16 protein-coding genes are annotated in these 18,987 nt (G+C 63.1%); 9 read left to right on the top strand and 7 right to left on the bottom strand.

The features are described from left to right. Positions 1-5: 5 nt before the first annotated feature. Genes OKW37_RS36460 through OKW37_RS36440 form a run of 5 tightly spaced genes read right to left on the bottom strand, consistent with a single transcriptional unit; the run spans position 6 to position 4,826 of the window. Positions 6-1,667, bottom strand: coding sequence for a nucleotidyltransferase domain-containing protein (locus OKW37_RS36460; RefSeq protein WP_429402393.1), 1,662 nt, complete (start codon positions 1,665-1,667; stop codon positions 6-8). Positions 1,668-1,685: 18 nt separating this feature from the next. Beyond that, positions 1,686-2,768, bottom strand: coding sequence for an SDR family oxidoreductase (locus OKW37_RS36455; protein ID WP_429402394.1), 1,083 nt, complete (start codon positions 2,766-2,768; stop codon positions 1,686-1,688). Between the two features lie 26 nt (positions 2,769-2,794). Beyond that, on the bottom strand, positions 2,795-3,712 hold the full coding sequence (locus tag OKW37_RS36450; protein ID WP_429402395.1) for a hypothetical protein: 918 nt from the start codon (positions 3,710-3,712) through the stop codon (positions 2,795-2,797). Continuing rightward, positions 3,709-4,038: an acyl carrier protein gene (locus tag OKW37_RS36445; protein WP_429402396.1), complete on the bottom strand. Its 330-nt coding sequence runs from the start codon at positions 4,036-4,038 to the stop codon at positions 3,709-3,711. Before OKW37_RS36445 ends, OKW37_RS36450 begins: the two co-directional genes overlap by 4 nt. Positions 4,039-4,055: 17 nt before the next feature. Beyond that, a complete protein-coding gene (locus OKW37_RS36440) occupies positions 4,056-4,826 on the bottom strand; it encodes a Coq4 family protein (protein ID WP_429402397.1) in 771 nt (256 codons plus the stop codon). A gap of 591 nt (positions 4,827-5,417) precedes the next feature. On the opposite strand from OKW37_RS36440, the gene OKW37_RS36435 reads away from it, so the two are divergent. The 5 genes from OKW37_RS36435 (at position 5,418) to OKW37_RS36415 (ending at position 10,702) form a co-directional block, all read left to right on the top strand. Continuing rightward, positions 5,418-6,527: a hypothetical protein gene (locus tag OKW37_RS36435; protein ID WP_187611896.1), complete on the top strand. Its 1,110-nt coding sequence runs from the start codon at positions 5,418-5,420 to the stop codon at positions 6,525-6,527. Positions 6,528-6,688: 161 nt separating this feature from the next. After that, positions 6,689-8,110: a B12-binding domain-containing radical SAM protein gene (locus OKW37_RS36430; protein WP_429510089.1), complete on the top strand. Its 1,422-nt coding sequence runs from the start codon at positions 6,689-6,691 to the stop codon at positions 8,108-8,110. A gap of 68 nt (positions 8,111-8,178) precedes the next feature. Beyond that, a complete protein-coding gene (locus tag OKW37_RS36425; protein ID WP_429402399.1) occupies positions 8,179-9,606 on the top strand; it encodes a tryptophanase in 1,428 nt (475 codons plus the stop codon). A 9-nt stretch (positions 9,607-9,615) separates the two neighbouring features. Next, a complete protein-coding gene (locus OKW37_RS36420; protein WP_429402400.1) occupies positions 9,616-10,368 on the top strand; it encodes a dTMP kinase in 753 nt (250 codons plus the stop codon). Between the two features lie 136 nt (positions 10,369-10,504). Next, positions 10,505-10,702, top strand: coding sequence for a hypothetical protein (locus OKW37_RS36415; protein ID WP_429290725.1), 198 nt, complete (start codon positions 10,505-10,507; stop codon positions 10,700-10,702). Between the two features lie 125 nt (positions 10,703-10,827). Here the strand turns inward: OKW37_RS36415 and OKW37_RS36410 are convergent, their stop codons facing one another. Continuing rightward, the gene (locus tag OKW37_RS36410; protein ID WP_090811524.1) at positions 10,828-11,301 is read right to left on the bottom strand and encodes an Lrp/AsnC family transcriptional regulator; all 474 of its coding nucleotides are present in this window, start codon (positions 11,299-11,301) and stop codon (positions 10,828-10,830) included. A 270-nt stretch (positions 11,302-11,571) separates the two neighbouring features. On the opposite strand from OKW37_RS36410, the gene hppD reads away from it, so the two are divergent. The 3 genes from hppD to OKW37_RS36395 all read left to right on the top strand — a co-directional run bounded on the left by hppD (position 11,572) and on the right by OKW37_RS36395 (position 15,372). After that, positions 11,572-12,645, top strand: a complete 1,074-nt coding sequence (gene hppD, locus OKW37_RS36405) for a 4-hydroxyphenylpyruvate dioxygenase (protein ID WP_184011854.1) — start codon at positions 11,572-11,574, stop codon at positions 12,643-12,645. Positions 12,646-12,739: 94 nt separating this feature from the next. Continuing rightward, complete coding sequence (locus OKW37_RS36400) at positions 12,740-14,122, top strand: amino acid permease (RefSeq protein WP_409259263.1); 1,383 nt, start codon at positions 12,740-12,742, stop codon at positions 14,120-14,122. 44 nt (positions 14,123-14,166) lie between these two features. Next, complete coding sequence (locus OKW37_RS36395) at positions 14,167-15,372, top strand: amino acid aminotransferase (protein ID WP_429354995.1); 1,206 nt, start codon at positions 14,167-14,169, stop codon at positions 15,370-15,372. A gap of 142 nt (positions 15,373-15,514) precedes the next feature. Here the strand turns inward: OKW37_RS36395 and OKW37_RS36390 are convergent, their stop codons facing one another. Beyond that, the gene (locus OKW37_RS36390) at positions 15,515-16,633 is read right to left on the bottom strand and encodes a patatin-like phospholipase family protein (protein WP_184058783.1); all 1,119 of its coding nucleotides are present in this window, start codon (positions 16,631-16,633) and stop codon (positions 15,515-15,517) included. Positions 16,634-16,892: 259 nt separating this feature from the next. Here OKW37_RS36390 and OKW37_RS36385 point away from each other — a divergent pair, with 259 nt between their 5' ends. Next, positions 16,893-18,926, top strand: a complete 2,034-nt coding sequence (locus tag OKW37_RS36385) for an ATP-binding protein (protein WP_429402401.1) — start codon at positions 16,893-16,895, stop codon at positions 18,924-18,926. Positions 18,927-18,987 lie beyond the last annotated feature (61 nt).

Below are 18,987 nucleotides of genomic sequence, written 5' to 3'. Positions count from 1 at the left end.
GTTGCTCAGGTGCTCGACGAAGCGAGCAGGTCTCTTGCTTCCTCGGCTGTACCGCGCCCGCCGTGAGCGGTCTGCGGGAAGCGCGCGTGCAGATGCGCGCCGAGGTTGATCCAGTCGTAGGCGGCGTGGATCGTTCCGCGCCAGCCCGACGCCGTATCGAAGCTCGCCGGAAACCGCGGGTCGCCGCCGAGGTCGCGCAGACGCTGCGCGAGTTCATCGGCGAGCGCGACGTAACGCTGTGCATCGCGAGCCGATCCGATCGAGCACTGTTCGAGTTCGCGGATGCCGTCGATCAGCGCCGCATCGAGCGGCAGCAGCCGGATCGCGTCGAGCGTCGCTTCTTCCATCGTCGACTGCGGCGTCACGCCATGCGCGCCGAGCGTGACCATGCAGGCGGTCTGCATCATCCGTTGCAGCGCGTACTCGAGCACCTTCCATTGGCCGCGCTGGAGTGCGCCCTGGGCATCCTCTCGCGCGTTCTCGAGACCGATGTTGGCCCAGATCATCTCGAGACCCGCTTCGGCGAAGCGCCCGGCGGGCATCGGGAGCAACTGGGCACCGCTCGCGCGGCCGCCCGCGAGGCGCGCGCCGTCGATCGAAATCAACGGCGCGCGCGACGCCGGCATCGACGTCGCCTGCTGACGTGCGTGGATTTCTCCGCTGCCCTTCCAGCGCAGGCTGACGAGACCCAGCCGGCTGAAGTCCGCGATCAGCGCGCGCTGCCGGCTCGCCGTTTGCGCGTCGCCACGGCTGGCGATGGCCTTGCATGGCGTGTCGAATGTGATCACTCGCCAGGCCTGGGTCGCTTCGTCGTCGAGCGCAAAGACGTCGCTACCTCGCAGCACGTGGACCCGTTCGCCGATCTGCCAGGTCGTCGTGTCCTTGCCGGGGCCAATCAGCACGTTGTCGGCCATGAGGCTCACACCGTTGACGCCGAACTCGCGGATCAGCGCGACCCCCGCCGCGAGGAACCCGCTTTCGGCGCCATGCTCGCGCGGCGCGTGCAGCAGGCTCCACAGACGGCCGACGCGGCCGGCGTCGACGGCCGCGCGTTCGAGTTGCAGCGACAGCCATTTCGGACTCATGTAGCACTCGCCGAGGCGTGCCACGTGACTCTTCGCCGCATGAAACGCGGCGGTCCTGATCCAGGCGCGTGCGTAGTCGGGCTCGCCGAGCGCGAACATCGCCACCGCATAACGGCCGGTCTGACGCGCGAAATCCTCGAACCACAGCGCCACCGCCTCGCAGAGCGCCTCGCGGCCAAGCTCCGCTTGCAGCGTCTCGATCAACGCCGGGTTGTCGATCGGCAGCGCGCCGATAAAGCGCTGGCACCGTTCGAGCAGATTCCACGACAGACGCGCGACCGCGCGCCGGCCTTTGCCGAGCGCTGCGCGAGCCTGCGCGAGTTCGCGGCGCAGCCGCGCCGGACTCAGCAACCTGACCTCGACGCGGCGGCCGTCGATGAACAGGATGTACGGCATCGTGGCTGGCTCCAGCCCGCTATCGACGATCGCGACGAAGTCGACGTCGGAGCGCTCGTTGCCAAAGCCTTCGGCGATCGAGCCTTCGAGAAACACGGCGCTCGGTGCCCGCTGTTCGAACTGGGTGCCGAGCGCGGCCCGCGCTTTTTGCCAGAGTTCGGCGAGCATCGGATCAGTCATCAACATGGTTAGGCTCCCTGAGCGTCAAGCCGTGCGCGGCACGAAGTAGCCCGCCGCGATCCCGTAACGAAAGATCCTGCGCAGCAGCGTTTTGCCCGTCGCGCGAGGCAGGGCCGGCAGGATCGCGGCGGTCGCGTCGCGTGCAAAGCGCACCTGGCGCGTCAGGTACGACTCGTACAGTTTCACGACCTCGTCGTAGTAACGCCGCTCGAGCGGTTTCATCGCGGCGGCGTCGAAGACATGCCGCGGCACATAGCGAGGCACGTGAAACGAGGGAAACTCCGCGCAGACGTCATTGATTTCGCGCAGCGTCGTCGGCGTGCCCGAGGTCAGATGCAGCGTGCGTCCGCGCACGAGCGGAAACTTCGCCAGCGCTTCGACGACGCAGTCCGCGACCCAGTCGATCGGCACGATGTTCAGCGTCGCGCCGTAGTCGCCCGGCATCGTGCGCACGAGTCCCGCGGCCGTCAGGCGCACGACGGTGTACAGCGTGTCGAACTTGCGGATCACGCCGCTCGCCGAGTCGCCGACGATGATCGACGGGCGCAGCACCGCCGCCGGCAGACCGCTGCGCATCGCCGCTCGCACCGACTGTTCCGCGCGGTACTTGCTCTGCTCATACGGGTTGCCCAGACGCTGACCGAGTTCGAGGTCGTCCTCGCTGAATACGCCGGGGCGCTCGCCGCAGACATAGGCGGTGCTGACGTAGAGCAGCGGAATCGGCGCGTCGCCGCTACCTTGCGCGAACTCGACGATGCGCTCGGTGCCGCGAAAGTTGATCGCGTCGTAGACCTCGGGCTTGCGCCCGAAGCTGGTTAGCGCGGCACAGTGCACGATCGCGCCCGTTGCCGCGCGCAGTGCCTCGTAGGTGTGTGGAACGAGTCCAAGCCTGGGCTCGGCGACGTCGCCTCGCACACATGCGAAGGTTCCGGCAGCGGGCGTGTGGCCGCCGTACGGTGTTGCCGCGAGCGGTGTGCCGTCGTTGCGGACAACCGGTCCATCGGAGCGCAAGAATGCGACGACCGGGTACCCCATTGCCGTCAGCCGGGCGATCACTTCGGCGCCCAACAGACCTCGCGCACCGGTGACGAGAACGTGCTTATCCATCGTGGGTGACCATCCAGGGTTGCGTGTCATTTGAGGAGAAGCCCGGCCAGCAGTCCGAGCTCGACGGCGACGATGAAGCGGGTGCCAGCCCAGCGTGGCCGGCCCGGTCTGCTCGCGGGGCCCGGCCAGCTCGCGTTGAGCCACACGAGCCACACGAGCGGCAGCGTTGCGGCATAGATCGAATACGTTTGCGACAGGCTTGCCAGGCGCGAGAGCGACACGTTGATGCCGAGCGCCAGAATCAGCAGGGCATTCAGCGCGACCCGAATGGCGCGCGCCGACAGGAGATAGGGCTGCAGTGCGGTGGTGCCGACCTTGCGCGAGAACTTCCAGAATTCGTAGCCGGTCCACATCGAACCCGCTACGCACACCACGACGTAGAAGCTCAGTTCGCGCCTAGCAACGTCGCGCCACAAGAAAAAGCCGTACATGAAGATGGCGAAGGGCGCGCCCTCGAAAACGGGTAGGCACAGCAGCGGGTGGGTCGCGAGCAGCCGCTTGAAGACGAACGGCGCAGCGAAGGCCAGTGCGGTAGCGGCAGCGGCGGCCGTTCGCGCGTGCCCCATGCCGGCGTTCAGCGCAACGAGCAGGATCGCGCTTGCCGCGAGGCTGGCGACGAGGCGTGTGCGTCGCGCCTCGCGTCGCGCCAACAGCGCGTGCCCGGCGGGATAGTCGCGTTCGAGGTCGTCGAGGTCGTCGATCAGGCGAAGCTGGACGAACAGCAAAAAAAACGACGCAAGACCGGCCAGCAAGCGCCAGCCCGGTTCACTGGCGACGCCGGCTATCCGTCCGTATAGCAGCAGCGAGCAGACGAACGCGCCGGCGATCGGCACCGCGTCGGCCGCCAGAGGCAAGCGGCCGAGCGTGTGACCGAACGCGGCTGCCGCAGTGGCGAGCCGGCCACGTCTCGCATGCGCGGTGACCAGCGAAAGGCGCGGGCTCATGTGCGCAACCCGTCATTGGCGTCTACACGGACGGCGGCGTGCCGGATGCACAGGTCCACTAGCGAGCCGACCGTGAAATACGTTTCGGCGCGTTCTTCGTTCAACGCTTCTAGAGGCAGACGCTCGATGCCAAACGCCTGCTCGATTGCGACCACGGCTTCGACGAGCGACAGCGAGTCGAGGCCAAGATCGGCGATCAGCGAACTGTCGAGGCGAATCTCCGTGTTGAAATCACGCTGATGCTCGCGGCAGACGCGCAGTAACTGCGTGCGTACGACTCCGAATACGGTGTTGCGCGTCGACGCATTTTTCGATGTGCTGGCCATGCTGGATCCCTTTCCGTTCACGCGTTGCTCGACGCGGCGTAGCGCCACGGCAGTATCTGGCCGCCGGCCAGGATGCCCTGTGGATGCGCGAGCGCGACAGGCTCGATCGCCAGCTCCAGGCGGACGGCTTCGAGTGGCCGCTGCAACGCTTCTTCCCAGCGGTAGGAAAGGGGAATGCGCGCGCGCTTGCCACGCAGCCACGCGCGGCGCAGAAAACGATGGACCCAGAAGTTCGGCCACCACGGCGCAGTCAACGCGGTGCCGAGCAGACCGACGATGCGCGCGCGCATCGGTTCGAGCCCGCAGTCGAATGCGAGAAGCGAGGTCTCGCCGGCCCAGTCCTGGCCATAGCCCGTCAACACGTGCAGCAGGTCATGAATGCAGCCGGTGCGCTCGATGAACCACTGACGGTCCGGGCCGGGGAGGATTTCTTCGAGGCCCGCGGCCAGCCGGCTCGCCTGCAGCAGACCATCGGCGCTGTAGCCGCTGTGCTCCATCATCGCCATGTAAGCGCAGCCGAACGAGCCCGGCGGCAAGCGCAGCAGCGTGTCGGAATCCGCGAGCGTGCCGAGCAGTGACGGCTGCTCGGCAAGCAGCGCGCCGGCGCCGGGCTCGCCGAGAAAACGCTGGTACATCGCCTCCATCTGGCCGCCGTCGAGCGCGATCATCACTTCGTAGGCATGCTGAATATCGTCTACGTTCGCCCTCAACGCCTTGATCGCCCGCAAGGCGCGCGGCCAATCGATGTGGCGTCGCGCCAGCGCGTCGTCCTTCAAGGTTGCTGTCATCTGCGGCTCCCGGCAAAGATCAAGAGGGCGAGTCACGAGTGGCAATCGACCGGTGCCTCGCGATTCGGGTTCGGCTACGGCAAGAAGGAATCGAGGCAGGCCGGCCACCAACTGTGGATGCTTTTTGCAGGGTTCATGCCAGTCGTGCGTCGGCAGCACGAAGGTCCTCCTCATTCCCTGCAAGAACGGACCGAGGTGCCCAGATCTCAAAAGGCCGCGCGGGTTTCGCGCCGATTGAAGCGGAGTCTGCGATTTGCCGACGCCCGTTCGGGGCGAGCCCGTCGCAGCCTGCTGGTTGTCGGTGCCGGGCCAACAGGTGAAGCGCATCTGTTGGTTGAGATCGACTGCGGGACGTTCGATACCGGCCCGGTACGCATGCCGACGTCCAAACATCTAAACGTGCGCATGTATCGCGCTGCCCTTTGAAATCTGGCTGCCCGCTTGCGTCATTGCTTCTGACGAGGACTCACGTCGCGCTGCAAGAGCGTGCCTGGCACGAACCGTGCGCCAGGAGCGCGAACAGTGAGTGGTGCGTATTGATGGTCGCGAAACGTATCGCTTGGGAATACTCACGAGGATGGAGGTAGAGCAATGAATCAGGCATGGAAGGCGAAAGCGGGGCAGTTCCTGCCGGGTGCGAATCTGACTGTGCTGCCGCACTGGGAGCGCGACGCGGTACCGAGCTACGATCGTGCCGAGGTCTCGGTGCCAGGGCGCCTTCACTTCGCGGTATTCGACTTTATGCAAATGGCGCCCGGCTTCGGCGGCGGCGGACTCGGCGTATCGACGAGCACGGTCGGACACCGGATCACCGTCACGAAGACGACCAACGGCGAGGGCGGCTGCGACGTGCCGAGCGGGCGGCACATGCTCGAGTTGTTCAAGCGAGCCGTCGGCTACGCACGTGACGACATCCGCGTCGATCGGGTGCGCAGCATCCAGCACCAGCACAGCGGCTTCGGCTCGAATGTCTCGTTCAATACCGCGACGCTCGCCGGCTTGAACGCGTTGTTCGGCTCACCGTTTTCGCCGCACGACATGTGGGAAATGATCACCCGCAACTACGTCGAGACCGCGAAGGATGACGAGCACGTGTATTTCGGACTGGAGACCGGCGTTGGCGAAGCGTGCCTGTTCTTCGGCGGTCTGGTCTGGGTCGACGAGAAGCACGGCAACGGCCGTTTTCTCGGCAACCTGAGTTCGGAAAACCTGTGGGTGACCACCGCCGTTGGCAACTACGACACGCTATCGACCGAAGCGCTGCGCGCCCATGGCGAAGGCGCGGACATGTCCGGCACCACCGAGGCAGGCTTCGTGCCGACGCATTTTGTCGAGTGGCAGAAGCGCTACGGCATCGCGTGGCGCAACTTCATCGAGCAGAAGTTGCGGCCAGCACTGCATCGCAACGACCTGTTCGCGTTTCTGAAGCACGGCTGGGAACTCAACAGCATGAGCAACATGAAGGTGCTCGAAGGCATTTTCCGGACCGACGTGATGCGTGAGTTCGACGAGACGATGCAACGCGAGGGCGCGGTGTACGCGGGGATGAGCAGCGCGGGTCCGGGCTTCTATGCATTCTCCGACTGCGAGGACAAGGCGAAGCACCTCGCGGCGGTGATGATGCATCGGTTCAGTGATTTCATGAGCGAGATGACGGTGGCCCGCGCGGGCCAGAAGCTGTCCATCGACGTCGCCGTCTAGGCGCATTCCTGCGAGCCCTCGCGAACCTTTCCACCGAGACCGATCGAACATGGCCAAGCGCGTCACCTTCGTCAACACGAACCAGATCAAACCGGCGATTGCGCCGATTGCGTTCGACTACCTGTCGGCGCCGATGGAGGCGAGCCGGGTTCGAGCTCGATTTGCTCGACCTGTGCTTCTCCGACGATTGCGAGGCGGCCATTGCCGCGCACTGCCGCACCGCCGCGCCGGATTACTGGGGGGTGACGCTGCGAAATACCGACGACGTCTATTTTTCCAGCGGCTACAGCTTTCTCGACAGAATCAGGGACATCGTCGCGTTGCTTCGGCGCGCGCGCGCGGTTCCGGTCGTGATGGGCGGCGCGGGCTACTCGGTGATGCCGGAAAAGCTGCTTGCTTACCTCGACGCCGACTTCGGCATCGTCAGGGAAGGCGAATTCAGCTTTCCCGAGTTGCTGACCTGCCTCGAAGAAGGCAGGAGTTTCACGCACATACCCGGCGTGGTCTACCGCGATACGGCCGGGGTGCGCGCTACGCCGCTCGCCCCGAACGCATGCGGACCGCTGGCCAGCATCGGGCCTCACAAACGCGAGCTGGTCGACAACCCCCACTACTTCGCCAAAGGCGGCCAGATCGGCATCGAAACGAAGCGCGGCTGCAATCGCTCCTGCATCTATTGCGTCGAGCCGCTGATCAAAGGCCGCACGGTGCGCATGCGCGAACCCGATGATGTCGTCGCCGAGATGGCATCGCTCGAAGAACGCGGGGTCAACGTCTTTCACATCAACGACTCGGAATTCAATCTGAGCGTCGCGCATCCTCTTGCGCTGTGCGCGGCCATCATCCGGCACGGGCTCGCCGGCAAAATCCAGTGGTATGCGTACGGTATGCCGCGGCCGTTTCCCGATGAACTCGCGGCTGCGATGAAAGCAGCCGGTTGCGTCGGCATGAACTTCGGCGTCGACACCGCCAGCGAAACGATGCTGAAGATACTGCGCCGCACCTTTAGCGCCCACGACATCGAGCATGCGGTCAATACGGCGAAGCGCCACGGCCTCGAGCACATCATCGAGCTGCTGTTCGGCGCCCCCGGCGAGACGCAGGAAACCGCGCGCGAGACGATCGAGTTCATCAAGCGGGTCGATCCGGAGCGCGTTTCGGTGACGGTCGGGCTGAGGATTTTCCCCGGCACCGAACTCGAGCAGATGATTCGCCGCGAAGGCCTGCACGTCGGAAATCCGAATCTTCACGGCCATATCGAAGGCAACGACGATCTGCTGCATCCGGTGTTCTATCTGCCGACCGCATTGGGCCCGGACCCGCAGCAATTCATTGCCGAACTGATCGGCAATGATCGGCGGTTCTTCGGGACCAACGCGAGTCTGTTCAACTACAACGCGAACGACGCGCTGGTCGAAGCGATCGCGCAAGGCGAACGGGGCGCGTATTGGTCGATCCTGAACCGGATCGAGAAACGCTTCGAAGCGGCCCACGACGCTCGCGGTTGTCACCGCACGTCCGCGGCCGGCGGCGATGCGGATCGGGCACCGATCGAGGTTGTGCCGATCGAGCAAAGTGCCTGATGCGGTGTGCGATGCCCGAAGCGGCCAGTCATCCAGTGGCCTGCGTACTTTCAACCCAGGAGGAGTGCATGCTTTTAGAAAACAGCCAGCCTGAGCCGTACAGAATCAAGATGGTCGAGCCGATCAGGCTGATCGACCGCGAGCAACGGCAGGCGCGGCTTGTCGCCGCCGGGTACAACGTCTTTCGCCTCGAAGCAGACGACGTCTACATCGATCTGATGACGGACAGCGGCACCTCCGCGATGAGCGCGAACCAGTGGGCCGGCATCATGACCGGCGACGAATCATATGCCGGTTCCCGCAGTTTCACGAAGTTGACGCAGGCCGTGCGGGACATGCTCGGCTTCGACTACGTATTGCCAACCCATCAGGGCCGGCCGGCCGAGCACTTCCTGTTTCGGACCCTCGTGCGCCCAGGCCAGGTGGTGCCATTCAACGCGCCGTTCGATTCGACCGAGGCACACGTATCGATTGCCGGCGGGACCGCGATACCGTGCGTCGCCGAAATCGGCTACCAACCCGCTGTCGAGCACCCGTTCAAGGGCGACGTGGATGTGCAGAAGCTGCGCAACGTGATCGAAAGCGAAGGGCGCGACAATATTCCGCTGATCATGGTCTCGCTGACGAACAACGCGGGCGGCGGCCAGCCGGTGTCGATGGCGAACCTGCGCGCGGTGAGGGCGTTGGCCGATGAGTTTGCGATTCCGGTCTACTTCGATGCGGCGCGCTGCGCGGAGAATGCTTACTTCATCCAGCAGCGCGAGAGCGGGTATGCGAACCGGTCCGTGGCGGAAATTCTGAAGGAGCAGTTTTCCTATGCCGAGGGCTGCACGTTCAGCTGCAAAAAGGACGCACTGGTCAACATCGGCGGCTTGCTCGCGACACGGTCGCGCACGCTCTATGAGCAGGTCGTGCCGCTGCTCGTGCTGTACGAAGGTTTCGTCACCTACGGAGGGATGGCGGGCCGCGATCTCGAGGCGCTCGCGATCGGTCTGCGCGAGATGGTCGACGACCGATACCTGCAACACCGCGTAGGTCAGGTCGAACGGCTAGGGGACACACTGCTTGCCGGCGGCGTTCCGATACTGAGACCGACCGGTGGACACGCGGTGTACGTCGATGCGGCCGCCTTCCTGCCGCACCTGCCGCGCTCGCAGTTCCCGGCCGAGGCGCTGGCTGCCGAGCTTTATCTGGAGGGCGGCGTGCGCGCCGTCGGTCTGGGCTCGTTGGCGTTCCTGAAAGAAGATCCGTCGACGGGCAATGTCAGCGCCCCGAGGCTGGAACTGCTGAGGCTGGCCATTCCTCGCCGCGTCTACACCGATAGCCACCTCGCGGCGGTTGCCGCCGCGTTGATCCGGGTCTACCAACGACGCGATGCGATCCGGGGAATGCGCATCGTCTCGGCACCGTCGATGCTCAAGCACTTCACCGCGGTCCTCGCGCCGATCGAGGCCCGTGACGAGATGCTCGCGGAGTCTCGGGAAGTTATGGTCTGAGGTGATTTCATGTCGAATGGTGTCTTCGAAACGCTCGAGCTCAAACCGCATGCTTATCCGGGGGTTCTGGTCACGTTGTGCGGTGTGGATGGGGCAGGGAAGTCGTCACTGATGGAAAGGCTCGAAAGCGCGTGCACGCGTGCGGGGCTCAACTGCGTGACGACGTTTACGCCGACCCGTCGAATCCGCAAAGATGCGCTGTTCCGGGATATGGTGGACAGCCACTGGCATACATCGAGCGCCGGTGCCGGACTCGACGTAAACCGACGGCGCGTCGACATGCTGGGCATTCTGCTGTCCATCATGGGAGACCTCGTCCAGCATCTGACCGACACGGTCATACCGGCACTGGAACGCGGCGACGTCGTTTTCTGCGACCGCTACGTGTTCACCTCTCAGGCTGAAATCGGCACGCGTTCCGATCCCGCTGAGACTGCGCCTGTGCTCCGCAGCATCGCCGGTCACTTGCTGCGTCCCGATGTCGCCTTTGGTCTGAACGTTTCCGGCGCGACTTCACACCGTCGCGTGCGGGCAAGGAACGACAAGAACGACCAGCCGCCGCCGATGAGCTTTCTGACGCGTCAGGTGGCGGCCTACCGCGCCGTGTTCGAGGTCAACGGCGTTGTCGCGCTGGATGCGGAGCGCAGTCTCGACGAGACGTTCTGTCAGGCACTCAGTCATCTCGTGGCGATCGACCGTGTTGCGGGGCGGTTGGGCTCTATCGGGGCGGAACCTCCTGCACGAAGCGTGGCGGCATGCTGAGGCTTCGACCTGCGCCCGGGAAGCCGGAATCGGGCATCGAGGTATGCGACAAAATGCGCGTCGACACGTTTTGATGAGCATCTATCCTTCGAGGAAGGACCATGATGCATGGAACATCAGAGCCAGGGAGACGACGATGCTTAGCCCACATGAGATCGCAACGCTCATGCTTCTCGAGACAAACCCCCGTCCAGAAAATTTCGATCCCGGCGATCTCGACGCGTTGTGCGAGCGCCAACTTGTATTTCTGGAAAAGCTCGCGTCTGGATACGCGCGAGGGCGTCTGACCGCGCAAGGACGCTCGGTATTGCGGTCGGTCGGGAGGGTGAACTAGTGCCTCGCTCTGCATCGCCTGGGAACTGTGACCTTCAGGAGCAAAATGATCGTTGAAGCGCACGCACGCATGCGGGAATAGTGGGCAGCACCGGAATGTGACGGGCGACGCTCGCGCTCAGCGGGCTAGGCCGCCAACGGGACAGCGCCCGTACATTTGATTTCATCGAGGCAAACGCTGGACTTGACTCCGCTCACGCCCGGAATGCGCATCAGCGTATCCAGCAGAAACTCCGACAGCGCTTTCAGGTCTTGCGCCACGACCTTGAGCATGTAATCGATATCACCCGTTACGACGAAGCATTCCTGAACCTGGGTGAGTTCCGAGATCATTCGCTTGAACTTCGACAGGTCGCGGACATGGCCTCGCTCCATCGTCACCTGGATGAAGGCCACTACGCCAAAGCCCAGCAGCTGCGCGTCGAGCCGCGTCTCGTAGCGTTTGATCACACCCATTTCCTCGAGCCGGCGATGCCGCCTCAGCGTTTGCGCGGGCGACAGTTTGATCGCCTCCGCAAGTTCGAGATTGGAGATGCGCCCCTGGGACTGAAGAATCTCCAGTAGACGCACGTCGATACGGTCGATGTCGATTGCCTGCACTTTTATTTCCTCGTTCTCCAGTGAAATGAAATATTAATGCACAAATCAGGGTTTGTCTGCGTCTGCAAGGAAATCCAATTGCGTCGATAAAAACTTACACTGAATCCAAATGGCGCTGCGACGACGCCGGAAAATGCGTTGAGAGAGTGGTCCGAGGACGCTGCCTGCGTGGCGATTGGAGAAATTTGCTTTCATTTTTCCGACACCCGGCACCACTCGGTGCCGGTTGCTCGCCACAAATCATTCACCCTCTGCTGAACCTGAGAGATCATGGCCGACCTGTTTGACAATCCAATGCAACTGATGGGCTTCGAATTCGTTGAATTTGCCTCGCCCGTACCCAATGTCCTTGAACCGCTGTTCGAGCAGATGGGCTTCACACTGGTGGCTCGCCACCGTTCGAAGGACGTGCTGCTTTACCGCCAGGGCGAAATCAACTTCATCGTCAATCGCGAGCGCAACAGTGCGGCCGCTTACTTTGCCGCCGAGCATGGCCCGAGTGCGTGCGGCATGGCATTTCGCGTGAAGGATTCGCACAAGGCCTACGCCCGCGCGCTGTCACTAGGGGCTCAGCCGATCGAAATCGCAACCGGTCCAATGGAGCTGAGATTGCCGGCAATCAAAGGCATTGGCGGCGCACCGCTTTATCTGATCGACCGCTTCGAGGACGGCAAGTCGATCTACGACATCGATTTCGAGTTCATCGAAGGTGTCGAGCGGCGGCCGGCCGGTCATGGCTTGCGCCTCGTCGACCACCTCACGCACAACGTCTATCGCGGCCGCATGACGTATTGGGCCAACTTCTACGAGACGCTGTTCAACTTCCGTGAGCTACGCTACTTCGACATCGAGGGCGAATACACGGGTCTCACGTCGAAGGCGATGACGGCGCCGGACGGCAAGATCCGCATTCCATTGAACGAGGAATCTGGCAAGGGGAGCGGGCAGATCGAGGAATTCCTGATGGCCTTCAATGGCGAGGGCATTCAACACATCGCGTTCCTGACGGACGATCTGATAACGGTTATCGACAACCTGCAGATGGCAGGCGTGCCGCTGATGACGGGGCCCAACAGCTACTACTACGATGCGCTCGAGACGCGCTTGCCGGGCCACGGTCAACCGGTGGGCGAATTGCAATCGCGCGGCATCCTTCTCGACGGAACGACGGCAGACGGGTCGCCGCGCCTGCTGCTGCAGATTTTTTCCAAGCCGCTGCTTGGCCCTGTCTTTTTCGAATTCATCCAGCGCAAGGGTGATGAAGGTTTCGGCGAAGGCAATTTCAAGGCGCTGTTCGAGTCGCTCGAACGCGATCAGATCGAGCGGGGCACGCTGAAGGTTTGACGCGCGTACAACCCCGTTGATAGCTCTCGACCAGAGCAGGCGAAAAGCGAGGCGTGGCGTCCAGAACCAACCGCAGGACAGAGGAGACAACATCGTGGCACACCAGCAACAGGGCACGCTACAGCGCGGCCTGAAGAATCGTCACATTCAGTTGATCGCGCTAGGAGGCGCAATCGGCACCGGCCTCTTTCTCGGCATCGCGCAGACCATCAAGACGGCAGGGCCGTCCGTGTTGCTCGGGTACGCGATCGCGGGCATCGTCGCCTTCTTCATCATGCGGCAACTCGGCGAAATGGTCGTCGACGAGCCGGTTGCGGGATCCTTCAGCTACTTCGCAGGCAAATACTGCGGCCAATTCTCCGGCTTCGTGTCCGGCTGGAACTACTGGGTGCTGTACGTTCTCGTGTCAATGGCAGAACTGTCGGCCGTTGGCATCTACATGCAGTACTGGTGGCCCGGTCTGCCCACGTGGGTCTCCGCGCTCGTCTGCTTTTGCGTCATCAACGCGATCAACCTCACCAGCGTGAAGTCGTACGGCGAGCTCGAGTTCTGGTTCTCGATCGTCAAGGTCGCGGCGATCGTCGGCATGATCGGCTTCGGCGGCTACCTGTTGATTTCGGGCCACGCAGGCCCTGACGCGGGCGTGGCCAATCTCTGGCGCCACGGCGGCTTCTTTCCGAACGGCGTGTCGGGCCTCGTGATGGCGATGGCTGTCATCATGTTCTCGTTCGGTGGACTGGAACTCGTCGGCATTACGGCCGCCGAGGCGGAAGATCCTTCGCACACCATCCCGCGCGCGACCAACCAGGTGATCTACCGGATCCTGATTTTCTACGTCGGCGCACTCGGCGTGCTGCTGTCGCTGTATCCGTGGGAAAAAGTCGTTACGGGCGGTAGTCCGTTCGTGCTGATCTTTCACGCGATGAATAGTAACTTCGTCGCCAACGTGCTCAATGCGGTGGTGCTCACCGCCGCGCTGTCGGTGTACAACAGCGGCGTCTACTGCAACAGCCGCATGCTTTACGGCCTCGCAGGCCAGGGCAATGCGCCGCGCGCTCTGCTGAAGGTGAACGCCCGCGGGATTCCGCTCGTCGCGCTGGGTGTTTCCGCCGTGGCGACGGCCACCTGCGTGGTGATCAACTACCTGATGCCCGGCAAGGCATTTGAACTGCTGATGGGGCTCGTCGTCTCGGCGCTCATCATCAACTGGGCAATGATCAGCATCATTCATTTGCGCTTTCGCAGCGCGAAAGCGCGAGCCGGTGAGACGACCGTATTCCGCAGCCTGGGCTATCCGCTTACCAACTATCTGTGTCTGGTGTTCCTTGGCGGCATCCTGGTGGTGATGTGGCTGATACCGGATCTGCGCATGTCGGTCTACCTGATCCCCGTTTGGCTCGTTGCGCTGGGCGTCGGCTATCGCTTGCGCAATCGACGCGCGGACGCCTCGGTACCGGTTGGTGTGCCGATGCGCTAGACACCCCGTTTCTGCAACCATTTGGCCTAATCCAGGGAATCAGCATGTTTGAACACATCGATGCCTATGCGGGCGACCCGATCCTCACCTTGAACGAGAACTTCGCGAAGGATTCGCGCGACCATAAGGTCAATCTGAGCATCGGCATCTATTACGACGATCAAGGCCGCTTACCGGTGATGCAAGCCGTACGCGAGGCCGAAGGACAACTGCTCGCCGAGCTCGGTCCAAAGCCGTACCTGCCGATGGCGGGCTTCGCCCACTACCGCGATGCCGTGCAATCGTTGGTGTTCGGCGACGACTCGCCGGCACGTACCGAGGGGCGCATCGCGACTGTGCAGACCTTGGGCGGCTCGGGCGCGCTCAAGGTCGGTGCGGATTTCATCAAGCGCTATTTTGCGGGCTCACGGGTATGGGTCAGCGATCCGACGTGGGAAAACCACCGTTTCATCTTCGAGCGCGCGGGATTCGAAGTCGACACGTACCCGTACTACGACGAATCGAGCGGCGGGCTCAAGTTCGAAGAGATGCTATCGGCCATCGACGCGCTGCCGGCGCGCAGCGTCGTCCTGTTGCACGCGTGCTGTCACAACCCGACGGGCGTCGATCTGAACGACGCGCAATGGGTGCAACTGATCGAGGTCATCAGGAAGCGGACCCTGCTGCCATTCATCGACATGGCGTATCAGGGCTTCGGCGCGGGCATCGACGCGGACGCATTTGCGATTCGTGAACTCGTGCGCCAGAACGTGCCGGCGTTGGTGGCCAATTCATTCTCGAAGAACTTCTCGCTGTATGGCGAGCGCTGCGGCGGACTGTCGGTGATTTGCGAGTCGCCGGATGTTGCCGGGCGCGTATTGGGTCAATTGACGAGCGCTGTGCGCGCGAACTACAGCAATCCGCCGACGCACGGCGCAAAGATCGTAGCGCGCGTGCTGACAACACCGGCAATGCGGCAATCATGGCAACAAGAGCTTGCATCGATGTGCCGGCGCATCATGCGTATGCGTGCGGAGATCCATGAACGCCTGCGCGGCAAGGTGCCGGACACGATGCTCGCGCGCTACCTCGAGCAGCGCGGTATGTTCACGTACACCGGGTTGTCGGCAGACCAGGTCGACACGCTGCGCGAACGGCACGGCGTCTACTTGATCCGGTCCGGGCGCATGTGCGTCGCCGCGCTCAATGACAACAACGTTGCGACGGCTGCGGAGGCCATCGCGAGGGTCATCTCGCGGGCAGGCGATTGAGACTACTGCCGCAAGCCTGGAGCCGCGGCTGGACACGCGATCAGTCCGGCTAAGGTGCGCGCGATGGCGGATCGGTTCCAGACCGACGTCGAAGCCGTCGCTAACGCTCTCGATGCGGTGCGCAGCATGGAAATCGTCCTTTTCAGTTTCGTCGCGCGCTCGCGTTGCCGCTGTGCTTGAGCGTCGGATCGAGCAACGAACCCTTGACATCGAGCGAAGACGCTTGCCCGAGTTTCGCGTAGTCGTTCTCGAGCCATACGTTCGCCACTTCGCGGCCACGCTCGAAGAGCGTTTTGAGCAATGACCAGGACGTGCTGCTCTTGGAAACAAAACCGAACTTCGCGAGAAAATCGTCGTCGCGAATCAGGTGAAACCTGACGGGCTTGAAGCGGCTTTTGCGCGCCGCTTCCTCGCCGACCGAGTCGAGCACACGGTTGACCGCTTCGATCGCGTTGATCTCCAGTACGACGGACGCGTTGAAACCGATTTCATTGAGCCGGTCGAGAATGCCGCGCGCGTCTTTAGGCGGCATGTCGTGGCGCACGAACGGATTCGCGAGAACGAGAATCAGGTCCTGGGCATGGGCGATCAACGGCGCCAATGGCGGGTTGCCCAGATAGCCGCCATCCCAGTACGGTATGCCGCCCACGCTGATGGTGCGAAACTCGCTCGGCAGGCATGCGGAAGCGCGCAATACGTCAATGGAAATCTCGGGGCGGGTGAAGATTGCGCGTTGGTTGGTTCGTACGTCGGTTGCGCAAATGAACAGTTGCGGGCCATCGCGCGTGGTATTGAGCGCGGCGAGATCCTGTTCGGGGAGGGCGGAACGAATCACCGGCCCGAGCGGATCGCGGTAAAACGGATTGCCGTAAGGCGAAGCGACGAGTCCCACGGCCTCCAGCATGATGGCGGCGGGATTCCAGTCGATATTCCAGCCGCCGAATGGGCCGGGTTCGGAAAAGCCGAGGAGCGCGTTGCCCGCCAGCGCGCCGGCGCGCGATACCGCTTCCCAGAAGGCGCGCAGCATCTCGCGTGCTTTCGGTGCGCCGCTGGTTGCGAGACCCGCCGCGCACAGCGTCGCATTGATTCCGCCCGCGCTTGCGCCGCTGATCGCCGCGATATCGAGCGGGGTTGCCTGCGACGAAGCCTCCAGCAGACGGTCGAGCACACCCCACGTGAAGGCGCCGTGCGAACCGCCGCCTTGCAGGGCAAACGCGACCTTGGGGCCGTTCTGTCGCGTCGGGTTCCGGGGTTCCTCCATCGCCATGGCTCCTTCGCGTCTTCATCGCGTTCCCGGCAATCTTACGCGCACGCGAGGATACTTGCGTCGGAAACGTCTAGCTTTTAATGCTTCGTCCTGTCCCGCATGCCATGGCGGATCGCCCTGGATGCTGCGATACTATTTATAAGCGCGCGCTGCGTAACCTACTAAAACGGTCCATGACAAAGAGGTTGACTGACACAAACCGGTGTGCCGCGACGGCATCGCGAGCTCACAGCTTTTGTCCGGGGGTACCTGGATGAAACGGCATCTCGATCTGGATTCCCGAGGCGCGATCACGCTAAACGGGCTGGCGCACAGGCTGGGGCGTGCCCGTGAGCAACTGATGCATCGCTGGATCGCCGAGACCTCGGAGCAGGCCGCGCACACCGATGCGGACAGCGGGCAGGAACTCATTGGCTGTTTCGCCTATATGCTGGCCGAAGTTTGCGCCGCCCTGCTGGTCGCCGAGAGCGACGCGTCACTATCCGCGCATGTGGCTGTCGCGTACCCCGGCAGGTTCTGGCCAGAGAGCTGGCGGGTCACGGATCTGTTTCGCAACATCGATCTGATGCAGCGCTTTCTGAAAGACGAGATCCGCGCGTATTTCGGTCCGGTTGCGGCTTCCGTCGACGTTCACATACGGGCACACGACATCGTCGAGCGCACGTTTCGCGCGATGATCGAAAACGCCATCGAGGCGCAAATGCAACGTCAGGCGGCCGAGGTGGCGGCGGCGCAGGACAGCCTGCACACGGCGCTGACCGCGCTGAAGCTCACCGAGGAGCGGCTGCGTGTCGCCACGAGCGCGGCCGGCATCGGCATCTTCGAGTGGTGTGGCGCCTCGCGACAAGGCGTGTGGGAAAACCGCCAGATGTACGACATCACCGGGCAGCCCGAGGAGAGGGGGCCGTTGACGGAAACCGAGTTCATGACGTCGGTCGTTCATCCCGACGATGTCGAACTGCTGAAATGCCATTTTCAGTCCCGGCTGGTCTCCGGCGAGCCGGTGCATGTCGCGTTCCGGCTGCACCGCGTAACCGACCGCGCGCTCAGGACCGTCGAAATGTTCGGGTATCTGCGTCCGCCCGTTCAGCAGGACGATTACACGTTCATTGGCAGCTTGTGCGACGTGACGGAGCGGACTGACGCAGAGGCGAAATTGCAGGACGCCGATCGCCGCAAGGACATCTTTCTGGCCACGCTCGCGCACGAGCTGCGCAACCCGTTGGCGCCCGTGCGCAACGCCGCGCATCTGCTGGGCCACGGCGCGGGAGCCGATCCCGCCAAACGTGAGTGGCTGCGCAATGTGATCGAACGCCAGACCGGCCACCTGTCGCATCTGATCGACGACCTGCTCGATGTATCGAGGATCACCACCGGCAAGATCGAGCTGAAGCGCGAGGTCTTCGATATCAGGCTGGCACTCGACCACGCTCTCGAGATCACGATGCCGGCTGCGTTGCAGCGGCATCACGACATCGTGCGTCTGCCGCTCGCGCACCCAGTGTACGTCCACGGTGACCCGGCGCGGATCACCCAGACATTTGCCAATCTGCTGGATAACGCGATCAAATACACCGACGAGGGCGGCCGGATCGTCGTATGCGCGACGCTCGTCGGTCAGGAGGTATCCGTTACCGTGTCGGACACGGGCACGGGTATTTCGGGCGACGCACTGCCTCACGTGTTCGATCTGTTCGTACAGGGTTCCTGCCACGGCGAGCCGTCCAGGGGCGGTCTTGGGATCGGGCTCTCGGTGTGCAAGACGCTGACCGAGATGCACGGCGGGACCATTGTCGCCAGGAGCGAAGGCAAGAACAGAGGCAGTGAATTCGAAATACGTCTACCCGTTTGCCAGGGCAGCAACCAGCAGGCGAAAGACGGTGCCGAAGCAGGTCGACCGCCGTCCGATCCATTGCGTGTTCTGATCGTCGACGATAACAGCGATGCCGCGCTGTCGCTCGCAATGATTCTCGACGCGCACGATGTGCGCACCGCACACAGCGGGGAAGAAGCGCTTCAGATTGCCGCTGCCTTCGAGCCGCAGATCGTTTTCCTTGATCTTGGTCTGCCGGGAATCAGCGGCTATGAGGTTGCGCGTCGGCTGAGGGACCGTCAGGCGGCCGGCAAGCGCCTTGAAATCGTCGCCGTGTCGGGCTACGGACAGCCTGAGGACGTGGCTCGCTCAGCGGGAGCGGGGTGTGATAGTCATCTCGTCAAACCCGTCGATATCGAAGAACTGCTCGCGATCATCAGGCGAATGACCAGCGAAAATCCGTCCACCGCGTAGTTTTCGATCGACCCTCTTTGTGCGAGGCGGCGTTCTGGGGCGACGACGAAAAGCACTGTTC

Source organism: Paraburkholderia sp. MM5482-R2 (assembly GCF_050436125.1).
In the GTDB taxonomy this organism is placed as follows: Bacteria; Pseudomonadota; Gammaproteobacteria; order Burkholderiales; family Burkholderiaceae; genus Paraburkholderia; species Paraburkholderia tuberum.
This window is presented reverse-complemented; position numbering and strand designations above follow the sequence as displayed.

Coding starts and splice junctions, on each gene's coding strand:
- OKW37_RS36435 (WP_187611896.1), top strand. CDS start 5,418: ATGAATCAGGCATGGAAGGCGAAAGCGGGGCAGTTCCTGCCGGGTGCG.
- OKW37_RS36395 (WP_429354995.1), top strand. CDS start 14,167: ATGTTTGAACACATCGATGCCTATGCGGGCGACCCGATCCTCACCTTG.
- OKW37_RS36385 (WP_429402401.1), top strand. CDS start 16,893: ATGAAACGGCATCTCGATCTGGATTCCCGAGGCGCGATCACGCTAAAC.
- OKW37_RS36455 (WP_429402394.1), bottom strand. CDS start 2,768: ATGGATAAGCACGTTCTCGTCACCGGTGCGCGAGGTCTGTTGGGCGCC.
- OKW37_RS36460 (WP_429402393.1), bottom strand. CDS start 1,667: ATGTTGATGACTGATCCGATGCTCGCCGAACTCTGGCAAAAAGCGCGG.
- OKW37_RS36390 (WP_184058783.1), bottom strand. CDS start 16,633: ATGGAGGAACCCCGGAACCCGACGCGACAGAACGGCCCCAAGGTCGCG.
- OKW37_RS36420 (WP_429402400.1), top strand. CDS start 9,616: ATGTCGAATGGTGTCTTCGAAACGCTCGAGCTCAAACCGCATGCTTAT.
- OKW37_RS36415 (WP_429290725.1), top strand. CDS start 10,505: ATGCTTAGCCCACATGAGATCGCAACGCTCATGCTTCTCGAGACAAAC.
- OKW37_RS36440 (WP_429402397.1), bottom strand. CDS start 4,826: ATGACAGCAACCTTGAAGGACGACGCGCTGGCGCGACGCCACATCGAT.
- OKW37_RS36425 (WP_429402399.1), top strand. CDS start 8,179: ATGCTTTTAGAAAACAGCCAGCCTGAGCCGTACAGAATCAAGATGGTC.
- OKW37_RS36450 (WP_429402395.1), bottom strand. CDS start 3,712: ATGAGCCCGCGCCTTTCGCTGGTCACCGCGCATGCGAGACGTGGCCGG.
- hppD (WP_184011854.1), top strand. CDS start 11,572: ATGGCCGACCTGTTTGACAATCCAATGCAACTGATGGGCTTCGAATTC.
- OKW37_RS36445 (WP_429402396.1), bottom strand. CDS start 4,038: ATGGCCAGCACATCGAAAAATGCGTCGACGCGCAACACCGTATTCGGA.